At 31.6% G+C, this 22,295-nt stretch carries 19 protein-coding genes; 13 read left to right on the forward strand and 6 right to left on the reverse strand.

The genetic code is table 11. The annotated features are described in order from the left end of the window. Positions 1–245 precede the first annotated feature (245 nt). The gene (locus ACY3JJ_RS02960) at positions 246–434 is read right to left on the reverse strand and encodes a hypothetical protein (RefSeq protein WP_463092307.1); all 189 of its coding nucleotides are present in this window, start codon (positions 432–434) and stop codon (positions 246–248) included. A gap of 301 nt (positions 435–735) precedes the next feature. Here ACY3JJ_RS02960 and ACY3JJ_RS02965 point away from each other — a divergent pair, with 301 nt between their 5' ends. Both ACY3JJ_RS02965 and ACY3JJ_RS02970 read left to right on the forward strand, forming a co-directional pair. Continuing rightward, a complete protein-coding gene (locus ACY3JJ_RS02965) occupies positions 736–1,887 on the forward strand; it encodes an ABC transporter ATP-binding protein (RefSeq protein WP_463092308.1) in 1,152 nt (383 codons plus the stop codon). An 87-nt stretch (positions 1,888–1,974) separates the two neighbouring features. Then, entirely contained in the window at positions 1,975–2,193 is a 219-nt protein-coding gene (locus ACY3JJ_RS02970) for a hypothetical protein (protein ID WP_463092309.1), read from the forward strand. A gap of 296 nt (positions 2,194–2,489) precedes the next feature. Here ACY3JJ_RS02970 and ACY3JJ_RS02975 read toward each other — a convergent pair whose 3' ends face one another. Further along, positions 2,490–4,094 (reverse strand): PQQ-binding-like beta-propeller repeat protein, encoded by a 1,605-nt coding sequence (locus tag ACY3JJ_RS02975; RefSeq protein ID WP_463092310.1) that lies wholly within the window; start codon positions 4,092–4,094, stop codon positions 2,490–2,492. 314 nt (positions 4,095–4,408) lie between these two features. Between ACY3JJ_RS02975 and ACY3JJ_RS02980 the strand changes: the two genes are divergently transcribed. The 3 genes from ACY3JJ_RS02980 to ACY3JJ_RS02990 are packed head-to-tail and all read left to right on the forward strand — an operon-like array spanning position 4,409 to position 8,096. After that, complete coding sequence (locus ACY3JJ_RS02980; protein ID WP_463092311.1) at positions 4,409–5,770, forward strand: TldD/PmbA family protein; 1,362 nt, start codon at positions 4,409–4,411, stop codon at positions 5,768–5,770. 1 nt (position 5,771) lies between these two features. Beyond that, positions 5,772–7,082 (forward strand): TldD/PmbA family protein, encoded by a 1,311-nt coding sequence (locus ACY3JJ_RS02985; RefSeq protein ID WP_463092312.1) that lies wholly within the window; start codon positions 5,772–5,774, stop codon positions 7,080–7,082. Between the two features lie 21 nt (positions 7,083–7,103). Then, positions 7,104–8,096 carry an aldo/keto reductase gene (locus ACY3JJ_RS02990; RefSeq protein ID WP_463092313.1) on the forward strand — a complete coding sequence of 331 codons (993 nt, stop codon included), beginning with the start codon at positions 7,104–7,106 and terminating at the stop codon, positions 8,094–8,096. 38 nt (positions 8,097–8,134) lie between these two features. Here ACY3JJ_RS02990 and ACY3JJ_RS02995 read toward each other — a convergent pair whose 3' ends face one another. Beyond that, on the reverse strand, positions 8,135–8,722 hold the full coding sequence (locus tag ACY3JJ_RS02995; RefSeq protein WP_463092314.1) for a carbohydrate binding domain-containing protein: 588 nt from the start codon (positions 8,720–8,722) through the stop codon (positions 8,135–8,137). Positions 8,723–9,018: 296 nt separating this feature from the next. Here ACY3JJ_RS02995 and ACY3JJ_RS03000 point away from each other — a divergent pair, with 296 nt between their 5' ends. The 6 genes from ACY3JJ_RS03000 to ACY3JJ_RS03025 are packed head-to-tail and all read left to right on the forward strand — an operon-like array spanning position 9,019 to position 16,771. Further along, positions 9,019–10,653 carry a [Fe-Fe] hydrogenase large subunit C-terminal domain-containing protein gene (locus ACY3JJ_RS03000; RefSeq protein ID WP_463092315.1) on the forward strand — a complete coding sequence of 545 codons (1,635 nt, stop codon included), beginning with the start codon at positions 9,019–9,021 and terminating at the stop codon, positions 10,651–10,653. After that, entirely contained in the window at positions 10,640–11,779 is a 1,140-nt protein-coding gene (locus tag ACY3JJ_RS03005; protein ID WP_463092316.1) for a SpoIIE family protein phosphatase, read from the forward strand. The genes ACY3JJ_RS03000 and ACY3JJ_RS03005 overlap by 14 nt, the downstream gene beginning before the upstream one ends. A 14-nt stretch (positions 11,780–11,793) precedes the next feature. Next, positions 11,794–12,270, forward strand: coding sequence for an NADH-quinone oxidoreductase subunit NuoE (nuoE, locus tag ACY3JJ_RS03010; RefSeq protein WP_463092317.1), 477 nt, complete (start codon positions 11,794–11,796; stop codon positions 12,268–12,270). Position 12,271: 1 nt separating this feature from the next. Beyond that, entirely contained in the window at positions 12,272–14,146 is a 1,875-nt protein-coding gene (locus ACY3JJ_RS03015) for an NADH-ubiquinone oxidoreductase-F iron-sulfur binding region domain-containing protein (protein ID WP_463092318.1), read from the forward strand. 14 nt (positions 14,147–14,160) lie between these two features. Then, positions 14,161–16,134, forward strand: a complete 1,974-nt coding sequence (locus tag ACY3JJ_RS03020; protein WP_463092319.1) for a [Fe-Fe] hydrogenase large subunit C-terminal domain-containing protein — start codon at positions 14,161–14,163, stop codon at positions 16,132–16,134. Beyond that, positions 16,118–16,771 carry a redox-sensing transcriptional repressor Rex gene (locus ACY3JJ_RS03025; RefSeq protein WP_463092320.1) on the forward strand — a complete coding sequence of 218 codons (654 nt, stop codon included), beginning with the start codon at positions 16,118–16,120 and terminating at the stop codon, positions 16,769–16,771. Before ACY3JJ_RS03020 ends, ACY3JJ_RS03025 begins: the two co-directional genes overlap by 17 nt. Here ACY3JJ_RS03025 and ACY3JJ_RS03030 read toward each other — a convergent pair. Genes ACY3JJ_RS03030 through ACY3JJ_RS03040 form a run of 3 tightly spaced genes read right to left on the reverse strand, consistent with a single transcriptional unit; the run spans position 16,758 to position 18,962 of the window. Continuing rightward, positions 16,758–17,336, reverse strand: a complete 579-nt coding sequence (locus tag ACY3JJ_RS03030; protein ID WP_463092321.1) for an ATP-binding cassette domain-containing protein — start codon at positions 17,334–17,336, stop codon at positions 16,758–16,760. The two genes, ACY3JJ_RS03025 and ACY3JJ_RS03030, sit on opposite strands and share 14 nt — an antisense overlap. Further along, positions 17,333–18,070 carry an ABC transporter permease gene (locus tag ACY3JJ_RS03035; RefSeq protein ID WP_463092322.1) on the reverse strand — a complete coding sequence of 246 codons (738 nt, stop codon included), beginning with the start codon at positions 18,068–18,070 and terminating at the stop codon, positions 17,333–17,335. The genes ACY3JJ_RS03030 and ACY3JJ_RS03035 overlap by 4 nt, the downstream gene beginning before the upstream one ends. Further along, the gene (locus tag ACY3JJ_RS03040; protein ID WP_463092323.1) at positions 18,048–18,962 is read right to left on the reverse strand and encodes an ABC transporter substrate-binding protein; all 915 of its coding nucleotides are present in this window, start codon (positions 18,960–18,962) and stop codon (positions 18,048–18,050) included. The genes ACY3JJ_RS03035 and ACY3JJ_RS03040 overlap by 23 nt, the downstream gene beginning before the upstream one ends. A gap of 129 nt (positions 18,963–19,091) precedes the next feature. Between ACY3JJ_RS03040 and murJ the strand changes: the two genes are divergently transcribed. Continuing rightward, positions 19,092–20,699 (forward strand): murein biosynthesis integral membrane protein MurJ, encoded by a 1,608-nt coding sequence (gene murJ, locus ACY3JJ_RS03045; protein WP_463092324.1) that lies wholly within the window; start codon positions 19,092–19,094, stop codon positions 20,697–20,699. A 120-nt stretch (positions 20,700–20,819) separates the two neighbouring features. After that, a complete protein-coding gene (locus ACY3JJ_RS03050; RefSeq protein ID WP_463092325.1) occupies positions 20,820–22,220 on the forward strand; it encodes a metallophosphoesterase family protein in 1,401 nt (466 codons plus the stop codon). Positions 22,221–22,295 lie beyond the last annotated feature (75 nt).

The following is a 22,295-nucleotide window of genomic DNA, read 5'->3' on the forward strand; positions in this document are numbered from 1 at the left end:
TAAACTCTTTAAAACTACTTTGAAGTAGCTCCAACAGTAGTCCCTGTTTGAGATGCTCTTTGGGACACTACTAAATCAGAAACTGGTGATGCAGAATCTAATAAACACTAATGCACATCCTACCCCACAAACACTCATACATATTACAAAGCATCTCCAAAATCCTTTTTCTGTATTGCTTTTAATTATTTCCATAAGGACCCTCCTTTCGTGTTATTATACAGTGGTATTTAAACAAACAATCCCTAAAATCTTTGTGCTAAATTATAAGAAAAATAACTAACTCTTAGCGAAGCAATAACATCAGCAATTGGTATTCCTGGAGTATCTCCCATACAACCTATTGCACATCCACCTCCGCATCCTGCTCCACATAAAAATACACACCACCTACTCACAGAATTAATCTCTTGATTTTTAACTATAACTTCCATTTTTCACTCCCCCTTCTAAAAGCTACTCTTTTTAATCCTTTTTGCTATAAAATTTTATATTCATCAACATGACTTTCCAATTTTTCATTTTCCCCAGTATAGTCTTTATCTTAAATATAAAAACTATATTTATATCCCTTTTCATAAATTTTCATTTATCCCTAAAAATTTATCAAAAATATTTTTTACACGAAATAGTGTAAATAAGAGAGTGAAAACCGTGTAAGGTCTTGGTCTTTTCTTTTCATCTACAGTGATAAATCAGATGATAAGATTTTTTGAGTTTATATTTGCCCTTTTAATGTTAATGTATCTTAATTTAAAATTAACTTTTTATGCAATCTCCATACTTCCAGCTTATTATTTAGTTATAAAGGTATTTTCTATGGGATTAGTATTAGCGACAAAGGATGTTCTTGAGGGATCAGCAAATGTTATGGGAAAGATACAAGAAAGAGTTTCAGGAGTAGAGGTTGTGAGGCTATTTGGGACTGAGGAAAGGGAAGCTGAAGAGGTAAAAAAGGAATTTAAAGGTCTTGCCAGGAAGAATTTATTACAAAGTATATTTTTTACCATTTTTGGTGAGTTAAATTTTGTTATTATCGCTTTAGGTGGTCTTTTAATTTTATGGGTAGGAGGGATGGATATAATAAAGGGTTCTTTTACGATTGGAAGCTATTTAGCTTTTGTAGGATACCTGCAAAAGCTTTATGGTCCAATTCAAAGTATGGCTACATTTAGTTTATCTTTGTATCCAGCTTTTGTTTCTCTTCAAAGAGTATCAGAGATATTAGAAGCGGAGAGAGAGAAGGAAGGGGATATAGAGCTTAAAAATTTAATAGGAGACATACAATTTAAGAATATTTCTTTTTCTTACGATGGAGAGAGGAGAGTTTTAGAAGGGATAGATTTACACATAAAACCAGGGGAGAAGGTAGTGATTTTAGGACCCAATGGATCTGGAAAAAGTACCTTAATAAAGTTACTTTTAGGGATGTATGACCCTTTAGAGGGAGAAATTATAATAGACGGAATAGATATAAAGGACATAAAACTGTCATCTCTTAGAGAAAAAATTGGTATTGTTTCTCAAAATGTATTTTTATTTAACGAAACTGTGAGAAACAATGTAGCCTATGCGATACCACAAGTGAAGGATGAAGAAATCATTAATCTTTTAAAGACAGCAGAGCTTTATGATATTTTTATGGAAGGATTTAAAGATGGGCTTAACACGATAATAGGAGAGAGAGGAGCAAAGATATCAGGTGGACAAAAGAAAATAATAGCCTTTTTAAGGGCTGTACTAAAGAAGCCACATGTTTTAATACTTGATGAAGCCACATCGGAAGTTGATATGACAGTTGAGAGAAAGATTTATGAATATATAGAGAAGTTTATGAGAGATAAGACATGCATAATCATATCCCATATTATGCTGCAAAAGTTTTAGGAAAAGAAAAGAAAATAATAATTTCATTAAATGGAAAAGTTATAAACCAAAGCTAAAAAATATTACTAATATAATGTTTCTTCAGGGATGAGATATGGTAGTTTATATGATTATAAGGAATATCGTAATAATGCAGGATATTGGATGTTTAGTAGGACATTAACTCTTCTTGGTAGTTTTTATTATGATTATAGCACTGGTAAAGTTATATCTGTAAGTGCTCATGTTCTATCTTCTGCGAGTATGTTTGTTAGTGCAAGGCCTTCTAATTGCTCGTATGGTACTGTAAGCTCCTGTGTTGTATAGACACGTGGAAGTGCTTTTTATGAGGTTTATATTGGTATTTGGGGAGTATAATTATTTTTGAGTATTGGAGTATGTTAATTATATTTCATGTTTTTTTCTTTTTTGCAGATAAATTTAAAGAAAGGTTTTGAGGGCAATGAAAGAAAGGAGTCAAAAAAGATCAGTAGGGTCTAATTTTAGAGATGACAAATTCTTTTATTTTATTTAATAAACCCTGGAATATATTTTCTTAAGGTTTTCTTTTCGAAAAAATAAAAATAAAAGATATAGGCGAATATGTTACTTAACAATTAATCTTATTTTTGATAAATAGTAAAGTTTCCTATATTATCTATTACAATAATTAAATATTCTACATCTGGAATTTTTGCCTTATATTCTTCCTCATTAAAACCGTATCCTCCTATAGGTTCTATAAAATATTTTCTTGCAAGTTCCATCTCTTTGTAGTTCCAATCTGAGTCCTTCTTATAAAAAACTAAAACTCTGTTTATTCCACTTTGATTGTCTTTTGCTAAAACTTTAATTTCAATATTTCCATTTTGTTTTATTTCTTCTACTTTTAAAATTTCTGGCTTTTCTTTGTCCTCAAATTTTATTAATATGCGATTTGCTCTGTCATAATTAAATATTGTATATATTTTCCCATATGCAACACATAATTTTGGCATGTATGTTTCCTCACATTTAAACTTATATTCATCAATTTTGTGTATTCCATTCCATAAGAAGTAAATTTTAGAATAATCTTTTCCCACTACTGGCAATAAAACCATCTTTCTTGAGATAACTGGGGCTCCTGCATTCTCATTTTCTTCTAACTTAAATTTCCCAATAATATTTCCATTAAAGTCAATAACATAAAGATGTAATGGTCTCTCTCCTAAGGTTCTGGGGGTATAGATATAATCTCCACAAGCTAAATAAGAATTACTATTAACATCTCCTCCTAAACCTAAAAATTTTTTCAATAATAATTTTCCTTCAGATGATAAAATTATTAGATTTCCCGAGGAGTCAATAAGGATTAATTTGCTGTTCTTATAAATAGGAGTTCCTACCATATTCTCATGTTTATAAGTCCAAATTTTTTTGCCGGTTTCTATATCAAAGGCGTATATTTCTGTTTTTGGCTCTGAAACTGCATAGACTACCCCATCGCCGTAGGCAAGACCTCTCACAATTCCACCTATTTTATCTTTCCATAACAATTTTCCACTATCATTGAAACAAAAAACATATCCTTCTGGTCCTGAAGAACCTAATAATATTTTTTCATTTACTACAAGAAGGTTTGAAGATACGGATAGATCTGATGTTGTTTTATCTTCTGCCTCTAAAGGTGTCTTCCAGATAATTTTCCCTGTGTTTTTATCAAAAGCAATAAGGAAACCGCTCTTTTCTCCAGAGGGAGAGGATGAGGTTCCAACATAAAGATATTTACCTAACCCATATGCTTCTACAAATCTGAAAAGTCCTAATGCCTTCCATTTTGGTCCTAAGTTAGTTCTATCATCATATACTTCTACTCCCCATATTATTTCTCCTGTGTAATCATTTATTGCATAAACCTTTCCACCTCTATCTGCCAAAAATATTTTTTCTCCTTCAACAAGAGGTGTAAAAGATCCAAAAGTTTTTAATTCAAGAGATTTTATGGCAATTCTTGGTAATTCAGAAGGAGTTGATAAAGTAGCCCCTTCATCGGATTTTGTCATTTTCCAAGAGTAGTTCAATGTGGTATAGATGTCCTTAAGAATTTTTTGTAAAGGAATATTAATTTTATTTTCTTCCAAGATTTTTAATAACGGCTCTTTTTTCTGAGAAATTTCCGTTTTTGCACATCCAGATATTATTAGTATAGATAATATAATAACTGTAACGATTAATTTTTTAGCCATGTTAATTTACCCATTTTGTTTTTTTATAAAAGTTTATTAAATCTCTTAATAATCTTCAAGCATGAATTTTAAAGAATTTAAGGAAAAATTTTCTGTAGTTGGAAATGAAATTTAATACATCAGCTAATTTTCTTATGATTAAAATTTTTAAAAATTAATTAATATATTGAGAAAACTTGGAATTTTTGTGTCAATATAAATAAGATAAATAAGAAAAAATTTTAAGATTTTAATGTTTTTTATTTATAAGTCTGATATACTCTTTAAGAATAGGTTTGAAGATAATTTTTCAAGAAAAAAGGAGGGAAAAGTGAATGTTTGATATACTAAGGGGGATTATTTCAAAAGTTTCAGCAGATTATGTGGATATAAGATATGAGAAGGTGTGGGAAACAAAGATTGTTATGAATAAGAGGGAGATATATCAACTCGGAGAAAATTCTGGTGATGGGTATGTAGTAAGAGTATTGAAAGATGGAGGATTTTCCTCTATTGCTTTTACAAAGTTAGAAGATGCTGAAAAGGTTTTAAAAATTGCTTTAGAGAATGCTATTTTAATTTCAAAGAATTCAAAGAAAAAAGTTAAATTAGCAGAGGTTGAAGTAGTCAAAGATATTTTTATTCCACCTCTTGATGAAGATCCAAGAAAGATATCTATAGATGAAAAACTAGAACTTCTAAAGCACTATAATGAAATTCCTTTGAAGTTTGATAATATAACCACAAATCTACATTATTGGGAAGTAATAAGGGAGAAGTATTTTGTTAGTTCTGAGGGAACAGAGATAAGAGAAGATCTTATTACATGTGAAATAAGAGGTTCCTTGATAAGCTTTGAAGGATCTCTTGTACAAAATGTAAGGGTAGGAATAGGTGGAAGCACAGGATTTCATAAACTAAGAAATAGAGAAGATGTTTTTGAGAAGAAAACAAAGATTGTACTTGATCTTTTAAAGGCAGAGCCAGTAAAAGCAGGTGTATACAATGTGATTCTTAATCCTAATATGGCAGGAGTTTTTACTCACGAAGCTTTTGGGCATTTTTCAGAAGCAGATCTTATAGAGGATAATCCATCTATGAGAGAAAAAATGAAGATTGGAGCTAAGCTTGGAAATGAGATCTTAACCATAATTGATGATCCTACCATGCTTGGACAATTAGGTTTTTATAAATATGATGATGAGGGGGTAAGGGCAAGGAGGACATATCTTTTGAAAGATGGTATTCTTTCAGGAAGACTTCATTCAAGAAGGACCTCTGCTGAATTTGGTGAACCTGTAACAGGACATTGTGTAGCAGAAGATTATAGATATGCTCCTATAGTAAGGATGGGAAATATATTTATAGAGCCTAAGGATATGACCTTTGAAGAGCTACTGGAAAAGTTAGGAGATGGTCTTTATATTCTGGATGCAAAGGGTGGCCAAACTTCTGGAGAAAACTTTACTTTTGGAGCTCAATATGGCTTTGAAGTAAAAAATGGAAAGATAGGGAAGATGATAAGAGATATTAATATTTCAGGTAATCTATATCAAACCTTAAAAGACATTGTGGGAGTGGGTAATGATTTTGAGCTTGGAGAAGTTGGAGGATGTGGAAAAGGCCAATTAAATATAAGATCTTGTCATGGTGGTCCCCATATTCTTGTTAATAATGTGGTCATAGGAGGTGTATAAAATGTTAGATAGATTGATGGATATGACTCAAAAATATTCAGATGAGGTGGAAATATATTATATAGATTATTCTGTTTCAAATATATCTTTTGAAAATGGTAGTTTAAAAGATATAGAAAGTAGTATGCAATCAGGAATATCTCTTAGAATTATAAAAGATGGAAAATTGGGTTTTTCTTATACAAAAAATCTCATAGATCCAGAACTCCTTATACAAAATGCAATCCACTCTTTAAAGGGAGATGTAAAAGTAGAGTTCCATTTTCCAGAAAGAAGAGGTATTAAAAGTTTGAATACTTATGATCCAGAGATAGAAAACCTTACAAATACTCAGATGGTGGAGGAAGGAAAAAGAATTTCTGAGATATTATCTCATAAAACTGGTACTCAGATAAATGTAAGTCTTCATAAAGCAGTTACAAATTTAAGGATATTGAATAGCAAAGGAGTAGATTATTCTGTTAAGGCTTCTGTATATTATTGTCATGTAGCAGCTATGTATCCAGGCTCCTACTCTGCTATAGTTAGGTTAGTTGTAGATAAAAAGTTTAGAGAATTTTCTCAAGAAGACATTGATTATATTGCCTTTTTATACAATAGTTCTAAAAAAGAGGTAAGACCAAAGGGTGGAAAAATGAAGGTATTATTCTTACCAAGTACCATGTATGTACTAATGTGGAGACTAATTTTTGCTACTAATGGTAAGAATGTCTATGAAAAAACTACGCCTTTATTAGGAAAAATTGGAGAGCAAATCTTTGATACTTCAATAACCATATATGATGATCCTTTGAATGATCTTTTACCAAATGCAAGAAGCTTTGATGATGAAGGAGTTGAATGTAAAGTATTGCCTATTGTTGAAAATGGAATTCTAAGAAATTTCTATTATGATCTTTATTATGCTGGAAAGATGAATACAAATTCTACAGGACATGGTTATAGAGCAGGAGACTGGGGACAAGAAAGTATAAGAGTAAGACCTTCTCCTTCTTTAGAGCATCTCTATATGCAAACAGGAGATAAAAACTTCTATGATCTTATAAAATTAATAGATAAAGGCATTATAGTGGCAGGAGCTTTAGGTGCCCACAGTGGAAATATCCCTAATGGAGATTTCTCTATAGGACTTTCTCCTGGATTATATGTGGAAAATGGAGAGATTTTAGGACATGTGAAAGATTCTATGGTAGCTGGAAATATTTATGAGGTTATGAAAAATGTGGTAGGTATAGAAAACAGGGCATATGTATACAGCATGGGAGTTTTTCCATCAGTTCTCTTTGATAATGTAAGTGTGGCGATAAAATAGTAATTTTAATGGGGGTATTTTATGATTTACTTAGCAAATCCAAGTAGATATGAGAATATGATTTATAGAAGGTGCGGAAAGAGTGGTTTAAAATTACCTGTGATATCTTTGGGTTTCTGGCATAATTTTGGTTATAATGATTCTTTTGAAAATATGAGAGAGATGGTAAAGAAGGCTTTTGATCTTGGTATTACCCATTTTGATCTTGCTAATAACTATGGGCCACCTCCTGGATCTGCAGAAGAAAATTTTGGAAGAATTTTAAAAATTGATCTAAAAGGTTATAGAGATGAAGTTGTGATTTCCACAAAGGCTGGATATAAGATGTGGAATGGACCATATGGAGATTGGGGAAGTAAAAAGTATCTTATAGCAAGTCTTGATCAAAGTTTAAAGAGAATGAATTTAGATTATATAGACATTTTTTATCATCACAGACCAGATCCAGAGACACCTATAGAAGAGACTATGGAGGCTCTTTATCAAATTGTAAGACAGGGCAAAGCTCTTTATGTAGGCATATCAAATTATGGACCTGAAGAAACAAAATTAGCTTATGAAACCCTTTCAAAAATGGGAGTAAAGATAATTGTGAATCAGATTTTGTATAACATGTTCTTTAGATATCCAGAGGAAAAATTGTTTCCTGTAATGGAAGACCTGGGAATAGGGGCTACTATTTTTTCTCCATTGGCACAAGGACTTCTTACTGAAAAATACTTATGGGGTATTCCTGATGACTCGAGGGTTAAAAAATCAGGTGTGTTTTTAAAAGAAAGTGATATTACTCCTGAAAGGATTGAAAAGGTTAAAAAACTATCAGAGATAGCCAAAGAAAGAGGACAAAGTGTTGCTCAACTTGCCTTAGCATGGGGGTTAAGAAAAAAGGTAGTAACTTCTGTTATCATAGGTGCAAGTAAACCGTCTCAGATAGAAGAAAATGTTAATAGTATAAAGAATTTAGATTTTTCTGATGATGAATTAAGAAAGATAGATGAAATATTAAAGGGATAAAAGGGGGAGGAAATATATTTCCCTCCCCCCTTTTACTTTTAATTTTCTTCTAATTCTACGTTATCCAGATAAATTGTAGTTGCAATACTTTTTTCACTTATTTTGCCCATATCAAAAACTATTATGTGGGCATCTTTTTTGGGGGTAAATTCCCATTCAAACTTTTGCATCTCAGTGGTAAGGTCAAAAACTTTTTGTTCTACTATTTCCCATGTTTGATCTTGAATAGCTCTTATCTGTAGATCTCTCGGATTATCGGCCTTTGCTTCAAAAGTAATTTTATACTTCTTATTAGCAGAAAGTGGTACATGAGTTCCAAATTGTATATGCCAGAAAGCATCACCGGGATTCTTGATCTTTACATAAAATACTCCATTTTTAGCACCATATTCTTCTACTTCTGCTGTTCCTTGTACTACAATATACCAATTAGATGGTGTAGAAAACGTGATAGATTCATCAAAGATGCCTAATTTTGTTACATTTACAACTTTTGCTGTACCTTCTGGGGTCTTTACTTCAGTAACTGCTTGTTCAGTCTCTTTTGATGTTGTCGGGGCACCTGCACATCCAGCAACAAATAAAGTAAAAGCTAAAATTAGTAATAGCACATAAAACTTTTTCATAGTATAAACCCCCTTTTAAAAAATGTAAAAGGTTACAAAGGAGTTTAAAAAAATAAAAATTTTCTCTTTTCTTTTACACCTCCCTTTCCTCTTAAGCTTTTAATTTGTACATAGTATAATACTTTTCTCCTCTCTTATCAAGTTATTGATTAATTGTGTTGTTTATAAAATTTAAAGTGTAACTAATAACAATTAAAAGCCCTTAATATTTTTTTAATTTGACATAGATTTTCGAGGTTAATAAAATATATTGTGAAAAAAATAACGTTAAAAAATGAACAATATAGGAGTAGAATATGGATAAGCTTATCTTAACACAAGAGATCAATTGTCAATATTGTTATAAATGTCTCAGGAATTGTCCTGTAAAAGCCATAAGGTTTAATAAAGGTAAATCATCAGTTATAGATGATGATTGTGTATACTGTGGTACATGTATTGAGATATGTCCACAACATGCCAGGGTCTTTAGAACTGATGTAGAAGATTTAGAAAAATATATTGATAAACCTTTTCTTATATCCATAGCTCCATCATTCTTTGCCCATTTTGATCAACCTTTTAAAGTTATTACCTTTTTAAGAAAATTAGGAGCAACATATATACAAGAGACTTCCTTTGGTGCGGATATGGTTTCCTTTTACTATAAAAAATATGTCAATTTAAGAAAAGGTAAAACTTCTATAAGTACAGCCTGTCCTGTGGTATATGAATTAGCAGAGAAATATTATCCTGAGGTTATACCTTATCTTTTACCCTTCTTATCTCCCATGAATGTACATGCTCTATATATGAAAAAGTATTTTGGTGATTTTCCTGTGATATATTTAGGACCTTGTATAGCAAAAAAGAAAGATGGGGAAAATTATGTGGATCTTATATTAACCTTTGAAGAATTAGATATTTTTATTAAGAAAAATAATATTGATATAGATTCTTTTGAAGAATCATTTCCTAATGCTCCATTCCCTGAAAGAGCCCGAATATATCCAATAAGTGGGGGTATTAATTCAACTCTTGAAGGTAATTGGGAAAATCATTTAGTAGTTGAGGGATTAGATAACATTATTAGGCTTTTTGAGAAGATTAATAATTATGGAGAAGGATTTTTTGTTGAGACATCAGCCTGTTTTGGTGGGTGTATTAATGGACCTGCTATTAGGAAAGATCTAACTCTTTTTGAAAAGAGAAGAAGGATCATATCTTATACTGAAAGGATGAAAAGTTTAGAAGGAGAAGTAATTAATTGGGAAAATATAGACCTAAATATAAGAAATAGATTTGAACCCCAAAAGAAAGTTATAGATATTCCTGAGGAAAAGATAAAGGCAGTTTTAAGAGAGATGGGGAAGGATAATCCTAAGAAGGAACTCAATTGTGGGGCTTGTGGATATGCTACATGTAGGGATAAGGCTATAGCAGTTATTTTGGGGAAAGCTGAAAAGGAGATGTGTATTACCTATCTTTTAGATAAAGTAAGCTCTGTAAGTAATGCTATTATAGAAAATTTTCCGAGTATTGTAATTATATATGAAGATAACACTTTACTTTATCTAAATCCATTTGGGGAGAAATTCTTTGAGGATAAATCACCTCTTTTAGATTACGTCCTTGAGGAGATCGAATCGGGTAAAAATCCGTTAGAAATATTAATTGATGATAAGAGATATGTTTTCTTTATAAAAACTTTTATACTTCCTGATCAGTCAGGAAAGGTATCTTTACTTATTGATATTACAGGTGAAAAGGAAAAGGAAGAAGAATTAAACCTCCTTAAAAAGGAAAGTATGGAGAAGATCGAAGAAGTAATTAACAGACAAATGCTTCTTGCTCAAGAAATTGCTAGTCTTCTTGGTGAATCTATAGCAGAGACTAAAAGTTATTTTGCTAAATTTAAGGAGTTTTTGAAAAAAGAAAATGCTGACCTGTGATATTTCTTATGCCTTTAAAAATAAAGAAGGAGAAGAGGTTTGTGGAGACACTATAAAAATAAAAAAAGGTGAAGATAGGGTTGCTGTTACCGTTTCTGATGGTCTCGGTAGTGGAATAAAAGCAAGTATTCTTTCCACATTAACTGCATCAATGGCAACAACTATGCTTTTTAATGATATGGGATTGGATGATGTTGTGAGAAGTATTTTAGCAACACTTCCAAAATGTAAAGTGAGAGGAATAAGCTATGCCAATTTTTGCAGTACATTGTATAGAGCTGATATTAATCAACTCTATATAGCTGAATATGAATTCCCTGTAGTACTTTTTGTTAGAAATGGTATTTTCTTTGAGCTTTCTAAAAAGAAGGTTTTGATAGAAGGAAGAGAAATATTTGAAAGCACCCTTCATCCGCAAGAGGGAGATTTCCTATTTATTATGACAGACGGTATTTCTCAGGCTGGATTAGGCACTGAATTATATCCTTTGGGTTTTGGAATTGATAATATAAAGCGAGAAATCTTAAATCTGATGCATTATAGATTGTCTTCTAAAGAGATAGTTTATCACCTTATAGATAAAGCAAAGAGATTAGATAAGGGGATCAAGGGAGATGATGCTTTAGCTGCAGCTTTACATTTTAGAGTATTCAGTAAAGTAAATATCATGGTAGGTCCTCCATCCAATCCTAATCGTGATAAAGAAGTAGTGGAAAGATTTTTAAGTTTACAGGGAAATAAGATTATATGTGGGGGTACTACTGCTCAAGTGGTTAGCAAAATTACTGGTAAGGAGGTGAAATTGGATTTAAAAACTATATCTGAGAATTCTCCTCCTATAGGTTATATGGGAGGAGTTGATCTTGTTACGGAGGGTATTATTACTTTAACGCAAGTTTTCAGGTATCTATCGGGGCAGATTAGAGATGTGGGCTATGGTGCTAGTTTAATTATAGATTTATTGGAAAAGGCTGATAGCATACATTTTTTAGTGGGAGGAGCTATAAATCCTGCTTATCAAAATCCTTTATTTAGCTATGACATATCATTAAAAGTTAGGATTGTTCAAGATATAGCACAAATTTTGCAAAGTAAAGGAAAGATTGTAAGTATTGAATACTACTAATTAGGAGGGTTTTTATGAAACTAAAAAGAAATTTTGCAAAAGTAGAGGAGATTCTTAAAAAGCATGAGTATCGCAAAGACAATCTTATAAAAATTCTTTTGGATGTACAAAAAGAATATAGATATATACCAGAAGATGTGGTCAATTATATTGGTGTAGCCCTTGATATACCACCTGCAAAAATATATGGTGTTGCTACTTTTTATTCTCAGTTCTCCTTAAAACCAAAAGGTAAATATACCATCTTAGTGTGTGATGGTACGGCATGTCATATGGCAGGCTCCACATCGTTGATAGAAGCAATAAAGGAAGAGACAGGTATTGGACCTGGAGAGGTTACAGAAGATCTTTTGTTTAGTCTTGATCAGGTAGGATGCTTAGGGGCGTGTGCTCTTGCTCCTGCTATGGTTATTAATGAAGAAGTTTTCGGAAATCTTACTTATGAAAAGGTTAAAGAGATAATAAGAAATTTGAAAGAAAGGGAGAGGTAAAATGCTTAGGACAATTGATGAGGCTTTAAGTTATATTGAACAGCAAAAAATAGAAAGAAAGAAAAGATTAGAAAGTCTCAATGTATTTGTATGTGTAGGTACAGGTTGTGCAGCAAAAGGAGCTTTAAAAATTTTTTTTGCATTAAAAGAACTTTTTGAAAAGAACAATATTAATGCAAAACTCCAAAAATTGGAGGAAGAGGAATCTTATGTTAAAAGGACAGGATGCTGTGGAAGATGTTCTGATGGACCTTGGGTAATTGTAATGCCTTATGGATATTTCTATTCAAAGGTAAAAATAGAAGATGTAAAAGAAATATTTGAGGAAACTATATTAAAGGGTAGACCTGTTGAAAGACTCCTTTTTACTGATCCTGCTACTTCTGAAAAGGTATTTAGCCTTGAGGATGCAAAATTTTTCAAAGCCCAATCCTTCTATATTATGGAAGAAATAGGAAAGTGTGAATGCGATAACATAAACGCCTATATGGGTAGAGGAGGATATCTATCTTTCTTAAAAGTATTAAAAGAAGAAAGTCCAGATAAAGTAGTGCAGATGATTAAGGATTCTGGTCTTCGTGGAAGAGGAGGAGCAGGTTTTCCTACTGGAGTTAAATGGGAAATAACAAAAAATAATAAGGGAGATAAAAAATTTGTGGTGTGTAATGGAGATGAGGGAGATCCAGGTGCATTCATGAATAGGACTCTACTTGAAAGAGATCCTCATGCGGTATTAGAAGGAATGCTTATTGCAGCATACACTATAGGGGCTCAAAAAGGTTATGCTTATATTAGGGCTGAATATCCAGTAGCGGTTTCTATGTTTAGAAAGGCAATAGAGGATGCTAAAAGATTGGGATTAATTGGAGATAATATTCTTGGTACAGATTTTTCTTTTGATATAGAGATAAAAGAAGGTGCTGGAGCTTTTGTATGTGGAGAAGAAACAGCTCTATTAGCCTCTATTGAAGGAAAAAGAGGAGTGCCAAGATCAAGGCCTCCGTATCCTGCTCAAGCTGGGCTTTGGGGATATCCTACTCTTATTAACAATGTAGAAACTTACGCCAATGTTCCCAAGATTATAAGAGACGGGGTAGAAAATTATAGAAAAAGAGGAGTGCCTAATTCTCCTGGAACTAAAATGTTCTCTGTAACTGGACCTGTGAAACTTACTGGTATTATTGAGGTAGAATTTGGCACTACATTAAGACAGATTCTTTTTGATATATGTGGGGGATTGTCTGAGGGTGAAGAGTTTAAGGCAGTACAAATAGGAGGGCCATCTGGAGCTTGCCTATCAGATGCTTATTTAGACCTTCCTTTAGATTATGACTCTTTAAAATCTGCTGGTGCTATGGTGGGTTCTGGTGGTATTGTAGTACTTTCTAAAAAAACATGTATGGTAGAAGTAGCAAGATTTTTCCTTGATTTTACAAAGAGAGAATCTTGTGGAAAATGTATTCCGTGTAGAGAGGGATTGATGCAATCATATAGAATACTTGAAAGGTTTACCCGAGGAAAAGGTACATGGCAAGATTTGGAAAATTTAGAATTTCTTGCCAATCTTATAAAGACAGCCTCTGCATGTGGGCTTGGACAAACTGCTCCAAACCCTATCCTAAGTACTTTAAGATTATTTAGAAATGAATATGTTTCTCACATTGAAGGAATATGTCTTAGTGGAATGTGTACTGCCCTTAAGAAATATGTTATTAATCCGGAGCTATGTAAGGGTTGTGGACTGTGTGCTAGATCTTGTCCTCAGGGGGCTATTTCTGGAGAGAGAGGGAGGCCTTATACAATTGATCAAGATAAATGTGTAAAGTGTGGACTTTGTTTTGAAAAATGTAAATTTAAAGCTATAGAGATCAGATAAGGAGGCAGATAATTATGAAGATATATGTGGATGGAAGGGAAGTAATAATAGGAGATAATGAGAGAAACCTTCTTGAAGCTCTAAAGAAGGTGGGAATTGAGATACCTAATCTATGTTATTTGTCAGAAGCATCTATTTATGGAGCCTGCAGACTTTGCTTAGTTGAGGTAAATGGGAAGAATATTGTTACATCTTGTAACTTAAAGCCAGAAGAAGGAATGATAATAAGAACTAATACTCCAGAAATATATGAGATAAGAAAAGGTATATTAGAACTTCTTTTAGCATCCCATAATAGAGATTGTACCACATGTGAAAGAAATGGAAGTTGTAAACTTCAAGATTATGCAGAAGCTTTTGGTATAAGAGAAATAAGGTTTGATAATGTAAGAAAAAATGGCGGTGTAGATAAGCTCTCTTCTGTAGTAAGGGATAATACAAAATGTATACTTTGTGGAGACTGTGTTAGAGTTTGTGAAGAAATTCAAGGGGTTGCCGCCATAGATATTGCGGGAAGGGGTTTTGTATCAAAAGTTACACCAGCCTTTGAGCATAGTTTAGCAGATGTTGAATGTGTTTATTGTGGTCAATGTGTTGCATATTGTCCTACAGGAGCTCTTTATGTAAGGAACGATATAGATAAGGTTTATAATGCATTAAAGAAGAATAAAGTTGTAATTGGTATGATAGCACCTGCTGTTAGGACAGCTATTCAGGAAGAATTTGGAATGGAAAAAGATCTCTTTGTAGCAGGAAGGGTAAGTTCATTTTTAAAGATGTTAGGTTTTGTAAAGGTTTTTGAAGTACCTTTTGGGGCTGATCTCGTGGCCTATGAAGAGGCACACGAATTCTTAGATAGATTAGAGAATGGAGAAAGACTTCCTCAGCTTACATCTTGCTGTCCTGCATGGGTAAAATATGTGGAAGAGTTTTTTCCAGCCTATATAGATAACTTATCAACAGTTAAATCCCCACAACAAGCCTTGGGTACTGTCATAAAAGAGATATACTCTAAGGAGATCGGGGTACCCAAAGAAGATATATTTTTAGTATCCATCATGCCATGTACAGCTAAGAAGTATGAAGCAGAAAGACCAGAACATAATGGAATAGTGGATGTAGTTTTAACAACTAAGGAACTTATACAGATGATAAAAGCAAGTGGTATAAAATTATCGGATCTTAATCCTGAAGCCTTTGATAAGCCCTTTAATTTATATTCTCAAGGAGGACTTGATTTTGGCAAAACAGGAGGAGTATTAGGTACTGTACTCTCTGTAATAAATGATAAGGTTAAGATTAAGGAATTCAAAGAGGAAGAAATAGAAAAGGGGATAAGACTTTTCAATATAACTCTTGGAGATGGTAAGAAAGTAAAGGCTATGGCAGTATTTAATTTAGGTAATGCTAAAAAGGTTATGAAAGATATAAAGGATGGAATTTTACAAGTAGATATTATAGAGGTTATGGCTTGTGGTTATGGATGTATAGGTGGAGGTGGACAACCTTATCCTAATGATACTATAGTAAGAAAAAATAGAGCTAAGATTCTAAAGGATATGGTAAGTGTAAATCCAATAAAAACTCCTCAAGAAAATCCATACCTTATGGATCTATATAATAAATACTTAAAGCATCCTTTAAGCCACGAAACTCATCATCTATTGCATACCACTTATTCGCCTAAACGAAGAGTTCCTGAAGAAGATATTGAAATCTTAACTCTTCCTTTGCCTGACGAAGAAAAAATAAAGGTTAGGGTTTGTCTTGGGACTTCTTGTTATGTGAAAGGATCATATAAAATTCTTTCTGATCTTATAGAAATGGTAAGAAAAGAAAATTGGGCAAAAAATGTTGAAGTTGTGGGTACTTTCTGTACAGAAAATTGTGACAAATCTCCCAATGTTATGATAAATGATATACTTATTAGTGAGGTTAATACTGATAAGATAAAGGAGATGTTAAAAAGGTATGTTAAAGGAGAATAAAGAATTCATAATGTTTCCAAAAGCTACTTTAGAGAGGCTTAAATTATATCATAGACTTCTTTCTGAGGAGAAAAAAGAATATATTTCTTCTGAAGAGATAGGAGAAAGACTTGGCATTCTTCCGGAGCAAGTAAGAAAAGATTTATCATATCTTGAGTACAAAGGGAAGCCTAAGGTAGGTTATAATGTAAAGGAACTACTGGAGGAATTAAATCGGTTATTTGGTATTGGAAAATCAACTAAGGTTATAATCGTTGGAGCGGGAAATTTGGGTACTGCTATTACAAACTATCCCGGATTTGCTAACTATAATATTGAGATTGTTGGTATCTTTGATAATGATCCCAATAAAATTGGAAAGAGAATTGGAGATTTAGTAGTTCTTCCTATGGATTATTTAGAAAGAGTCATAAAAAAGTTTGATGTAGAGATAGGTGTAATATGTGTACCTAAGGAGTCTGCTCAAGAGGTAGCCAATATTTTGGTAGAGAATGGAATAAAGGCTATCTGGAATTTTGCACCTACTTTTATAAAGGTACCTGAGGATGTAATTGTGAGAAATGAGGATATAACCTCTGGACTTTTATCTTTAAAACACATGTTAGAAGTTAAAGACCAAAAAATTAAAAAAGATTAAATATTTTATCTGCGATCTCTTTATCTTCTCTATCCTCCTGGTGGCTAACCATCAGGAGGGATGTTTTTTTATTATCTAAATGATACTTAAGAAAAGCTTTAGCTTTTTCTTTCAGATTTGTATCCAGAGATTTGAAAGGTTCATCAAGGAGTAATAAATTATGGGGAATAGTAAAAGTCCTTACAAAAGAAAATATCTGCAGGTAACCTCCACTAAGTTGGTGAGGAAATAGATTCAGATAATTTTTCAAGTTAAAATAATTTATTATTTCTTTTAATTTTATTGAATCTTTACAAGTTAAATTAAGGTTTTCTTCCATATTTAACCAGGGCAAAAAGATAGGATTTTGAAACATAAAGGATATTTTAATGCCTGGTCCTATTTCTACAATGCCTTCATCAGGCTTTATTAGGCCTGCAATAATTTTAAGAAGAGTAGTTTTACCACAGCCATTTGGGCCTTTTATTACAATTTTTTCTCCTTCTTCTACTTTTAAAAATATTCCATTTAATACTTTTTTGTCATCAAAACTTTTTTTCAGGTTTATAATATTAATTGCAGTCACGATTTGAGATCCTCCTTTAAGATATTCATTTTTCTAAATATGTATTCTAAGAGTTTACTTATAATAAAGAGATATATGGATATGGCATAGATATATTCAGTATTGAGAAAGGTTTTTGCATAGCTTAAGAGAAAGCCTATTCCATTATTAGTAGCAAAAAATTCAGACATGGCTGATATTTTGAAGGATGAAATGGTTGAATTTGCTAATGCTGGAAGTATAAATGGTTTAATATAAGGGATTAGGAATTTAGTAATATAATCCTTTTTAGAGATGGGATATATTTTGAAAAGCTCTATATATTCATTAGGGACATTTTTAATAGCATAATAGACGGAAAGATAAAGATTAGGAAATAGCATAATAAAGGTAGTAAAAATGACAGTTCTGCTTCCAAAACCAAACCATAGTAAGGCTAAGGTAATCCATATAATTAAAGGATTACTCTGAAAAATATCTATTATATTCCTTATTCCCACATAGAATTTTTCATTTTTTATGTTTCCTAATATAAATCCTATAAAGAAGGCTAAAAAAAGGCCTACTAATGATCTAATAATAGTTAAACTGAGATGATATAAAAATTCTGTGTCACTAAGTAAAGAAATAGTCTTTAAGATTACCTTATGGGGATAAGGGAATATGGCAGGGGAATTAACCCTTAACCCCATAAGGTACCAAAATATAAAAAATATAGTCCAAAATGTTATTTTAAATCTTAAAGAATTCTTCATTAGGTATTTTATTATCTATTACTTGAGGTGATTTTTCTAAAATGAAGTTTAAAAATGTTATTAAATCTTTTTTAGCTGAGTTTCCTTGATATCTAAAGGAAAGTCTCTTAAGGGATAAATTTATTATATTTTTATCTATCTTCAATATACTGGATGCTTTTTCTATAAAAGGATCTGGATTATCATTAAGTTTCTTGAAATTATCCCTAAAAATTCTATCTATTTTTATTACTAAATCTTTCCTTATTTTCTCATTAACACCTATAGATGTTATAGGAAGATAGGCTTTATTAAAGTCTCTATATACTCTTTGGATATCGAGGATTATAGATCCTCCAACAGAAAGGCACATGGAAACATAGGGTTCTGGAAGTAGGGCATAATTTATCTTTTTAGCTATAAAAAGTGTAGTTATTTCTTGAGGTGTAGAATAGTAGATATGGACATTGTCTTTTAAATTCTTTTCTTGTAGATAAATAGAAAATATAATATCTTGGGTTGATCCTTTTTGAGCGATATATATATTTTCTCCTACAAGATCTTTCTTATTTTTATTAGTGACAAGATAAAAAGAAGCCCAGTTAAATGTGGCTAAATGTCTTGCTTTAATAATTCCTTTGTTTTGAAGATTTACAAGGGTTACAAAAGGAGAAATCAATATATCAAAATTCCCATCTTTAACTTTTATTGCCAGTTCATCAATTGTTCTCCAAATAACAAAGTTAAACTTTATATCTACTTGATCATTGCTTGACATTAAAGGAGCAAATGGAATTATAGATGGTCCAAAAGGTATTAAAACATTTATCTCTTGAATTTGGGAAAAGATGTTTGTCGAAAAAATAAAGAGAAGAATGGTTAGTGTGAAGATTAGTTTAGATATATTTTTCAAGCTATCACCTCCTCAAATTGTTAATTTTTTCACGAATGATTATATCAAAGAAATATTTAAGAAATATTAAAAATTATTAATCGTGATCTTTTTAAACTCTCTATTTTTGAGGTATAATTACATCTGTTTATGGATAGTGGTTTAAAGAAAAAGTTTAAAAATTTAATATTTAGACAAAACGTCACTCAGGCAGCAATCCTGATTACAATCCTTGCAACTATTAGTAGGATAATAGGCTTTTTAAGGGAAATGATGATTGCTGCCTTTTTTGGAGCAAAAAAATTTACTGATAGTTTTATAGTGGCACAAGCTATACCTGGAGTTCTTGCGGGGCTTATTTCAGGAGCATTATCAGCAGTATTTATACCTCTTTATGCTGAATGGAGAGAAAAGAAAGGAAAAGAAGAAGCAGAAAGGTTTACTTCTATTCTTCTTACCGATATATTGATAATCCTTATTGGTGCTACACTTCTTGCGTACTTCTTAGCTCCCTTTATAGTTAATATTTTGGCTCCAGGATTTAATCAAGAAACAAGAAATCTTACTTTAATTTTTACCTATATTATGCTTCCTTCTATCATATTTTGGGGCACTTATGGTTTAATTACTGGACTTTATAATTCTCAAAAAAGTTTTTTTATTCCAAATCTGGCAGGAGTACTTGGAAGTGTTATTTTCATTATATCTATATTTTTCTTTCATAAAATATTTGGGGCTTACATACTTCCATGGGGCTATCTTGCTAATGTATTTGTCCAATATATTCTTCTTATCCCAGCTCTTAAAAGAATTGGTGTAAATTTAAGGTGGGAGTTTAATCTAAAATATGAGGGTTTAAAAAAAGCACTTATTCTTATAGGGCCTATATTTTTGGGACAAAGTGTAGGAATCTTGAATATGGCAGTAGATAGAATTTTTGGATCTTATCTTTCTGAAGGTAGTATATCAGCCTTGAATTATGCGAGTAGAATTTATCAACTTCCTATGAATTTGTTTGTAAATGCTCTTGCTACAGCCATATATACTGACCTTGCTTTTAGTGCTCAAAATGATGATTTAGAAAAATTCAAACTATCTATAGAAAAAATCATAAGAGCGCTGTTGTTTTTTATTATTCCAGCCACTTTTGGACTCATATTTCTTTCAACCCCTATAGTCCAGCTTGCTTTTCAAAGAGGAGCTTTTGATGTTATTGCTACCCAAAGGACATCAGAATCATTAACCTTCTATTCTATTGGATTAGTATTTATGAGTATTAATTTAATTATGGTGAGAGGATTTTATGCCCTTCATGATACAAAAACACCTACTATTAACTCTATTTTAGCTCTCCTTTCAAATATAGCATTAAACACTATATTTATTAAACCTCTTGCCCATAGAGGTCTTGCTCTTGCTACTTCTTTAGCTTCTTTTATTTCTTTTGTACTGCTTTACAGATCCTTTAGATTAAAAATAGGAGAAGTTCTTTCAAAAGAGACCAAAAGAGATATTATGAAATTTATGATTTCTGGAGCTCTTATAGGTATGCTTGCGTTTTTTATCTATAAATTTTTAGATTGTGTTTTACCATCAAAACAAATCTATCTTGCTTTTAATTTATTTTCTGCTATAGGTATTGTTGTGATGTTATATCTATATTTAGGAAAAAGATGGAAAATTGATGAGGCAAGAAAAATTTGGGGTCTAATTGATAAAGGTTTAAAATTAGTATCAGGAATTTTGGGAATTAAATAATCTCTCCCCTTTAAAAAATCTTTGAACTCTTCCAATGAATTCTTAAGAGTATTTAAACCCATGTTTAATGTACTTCCCTTATATTTGAAAATGAAAAAATTTTAAAAAGGGGGTAAGTTAATGTTTAAGAAAAAAAGTATAATAGTTGGATCAGTAATAGGGAGTTTACTTATAGTTTTTTTACTTCTATCTTTATTTAATTTTTTAAATCCTGTAATGGCAAATATGGAAAAGGTAAAAGCAAAAATAGCAATATTTTCTGATCCTCATTACTTCAGCCCTAACTTGTTAATTAAAAGAGGTCCTAAATTTGAAGAATATATTATGATGGATAGAAAGATGATCTTAGAAAGTCCTGCTATTTTAAAGGCGGTAATAGAAGATCTTAAAAGTAGTGATGTGGATATTGTTTTGATTCCAGGAGATTTGACAAAAGATGGGGAAGAGATATCTCATCTTGAATTTGCCGGTTATTTAAAGGAACTAAAAGATAACGGTAAAAAAGTTTATGTTATAAATGGTAATCATGATGTAAATAATAATCATGCTTACAAGTATGATGGGGATAAGGTAGAAGCTGTAAAAAGCGTGACACCAGAAGAGTTTAAGAAAATTTACTGGGAATTTGGATATAAAGAGGCAATAGCTGTGGATAATAATTCTTTAAGTTATGTAGTTGAACCTATAAAAGATGTAAGGATAATTGCTATAGATGCATGTAAATATAATCCATATTCAAAAACAGAGGGTGAAATATCGAAAGAGACTTTAGACTGGATTTTAAAACAAGTTGAAATTGCTAAAAAGGAAAATAAAATTGTTTTTGGAATGATGCATCATGGTATTTTAGAACACTTCGAAGGTCAAAAGATGTTATTTCCTGAATATATTATAAATAATTATGAGGAGGTAGCTAAATTATTTGCAGAAAAAGGACTAAATGTGATATTTACTGGCCATTTCCACGCCCAAGATATAGTGAGAAAGGATTTTCAAAATGGTAATTTTCTCTTAGATATAGAGACAGGTTCTCTTGTTACATATCCGTGTCCTTACAGAATGATAACATTAACAGAGGATAAAAAACTAATTGTCGGTAATAAAAAGGTAGAAAAGATTGATTTCGATATAAAAGGTATTTCTTTTCAAGACTATGCTTATGACTTTTTAAAGACAGGGATAAAAAATATTATCCCACAATATTTTGCGGGTTATTTAATGAAGAAAGGTTTATCAAGGGTAGAGGCAATGTTAAAGGCCAGTAATCTTTTATCTATTGATTTACCCTCGGATATAGCTCCAAATTCCAAGATCATTGATATTTTGCCTGATGCTATTATCTCTCATTACAAAGGAGACGAGAAAATTAGTAAATTAGTATTAGAATTCTTTGATAATTTAGCACATTCTGAGGATGATAATGAAATCTTAATAGGAAAAATTTTGATTTCTTATTTTTCTGATCTTCCCCCTGATGACAATGACACTGTAATAGACTTGAATCTTAATGTTGTTAAATAAATAACCTTAGTAAAAATCTTATTTTTCTAATTCCCCCTTTCGTCATGAATGAGGCGAAAGGGGTTTTATTTTTGT

The sequence above is a fragment of the Dictyoglomus sp. DH genome (assembly GCF_055181375.1).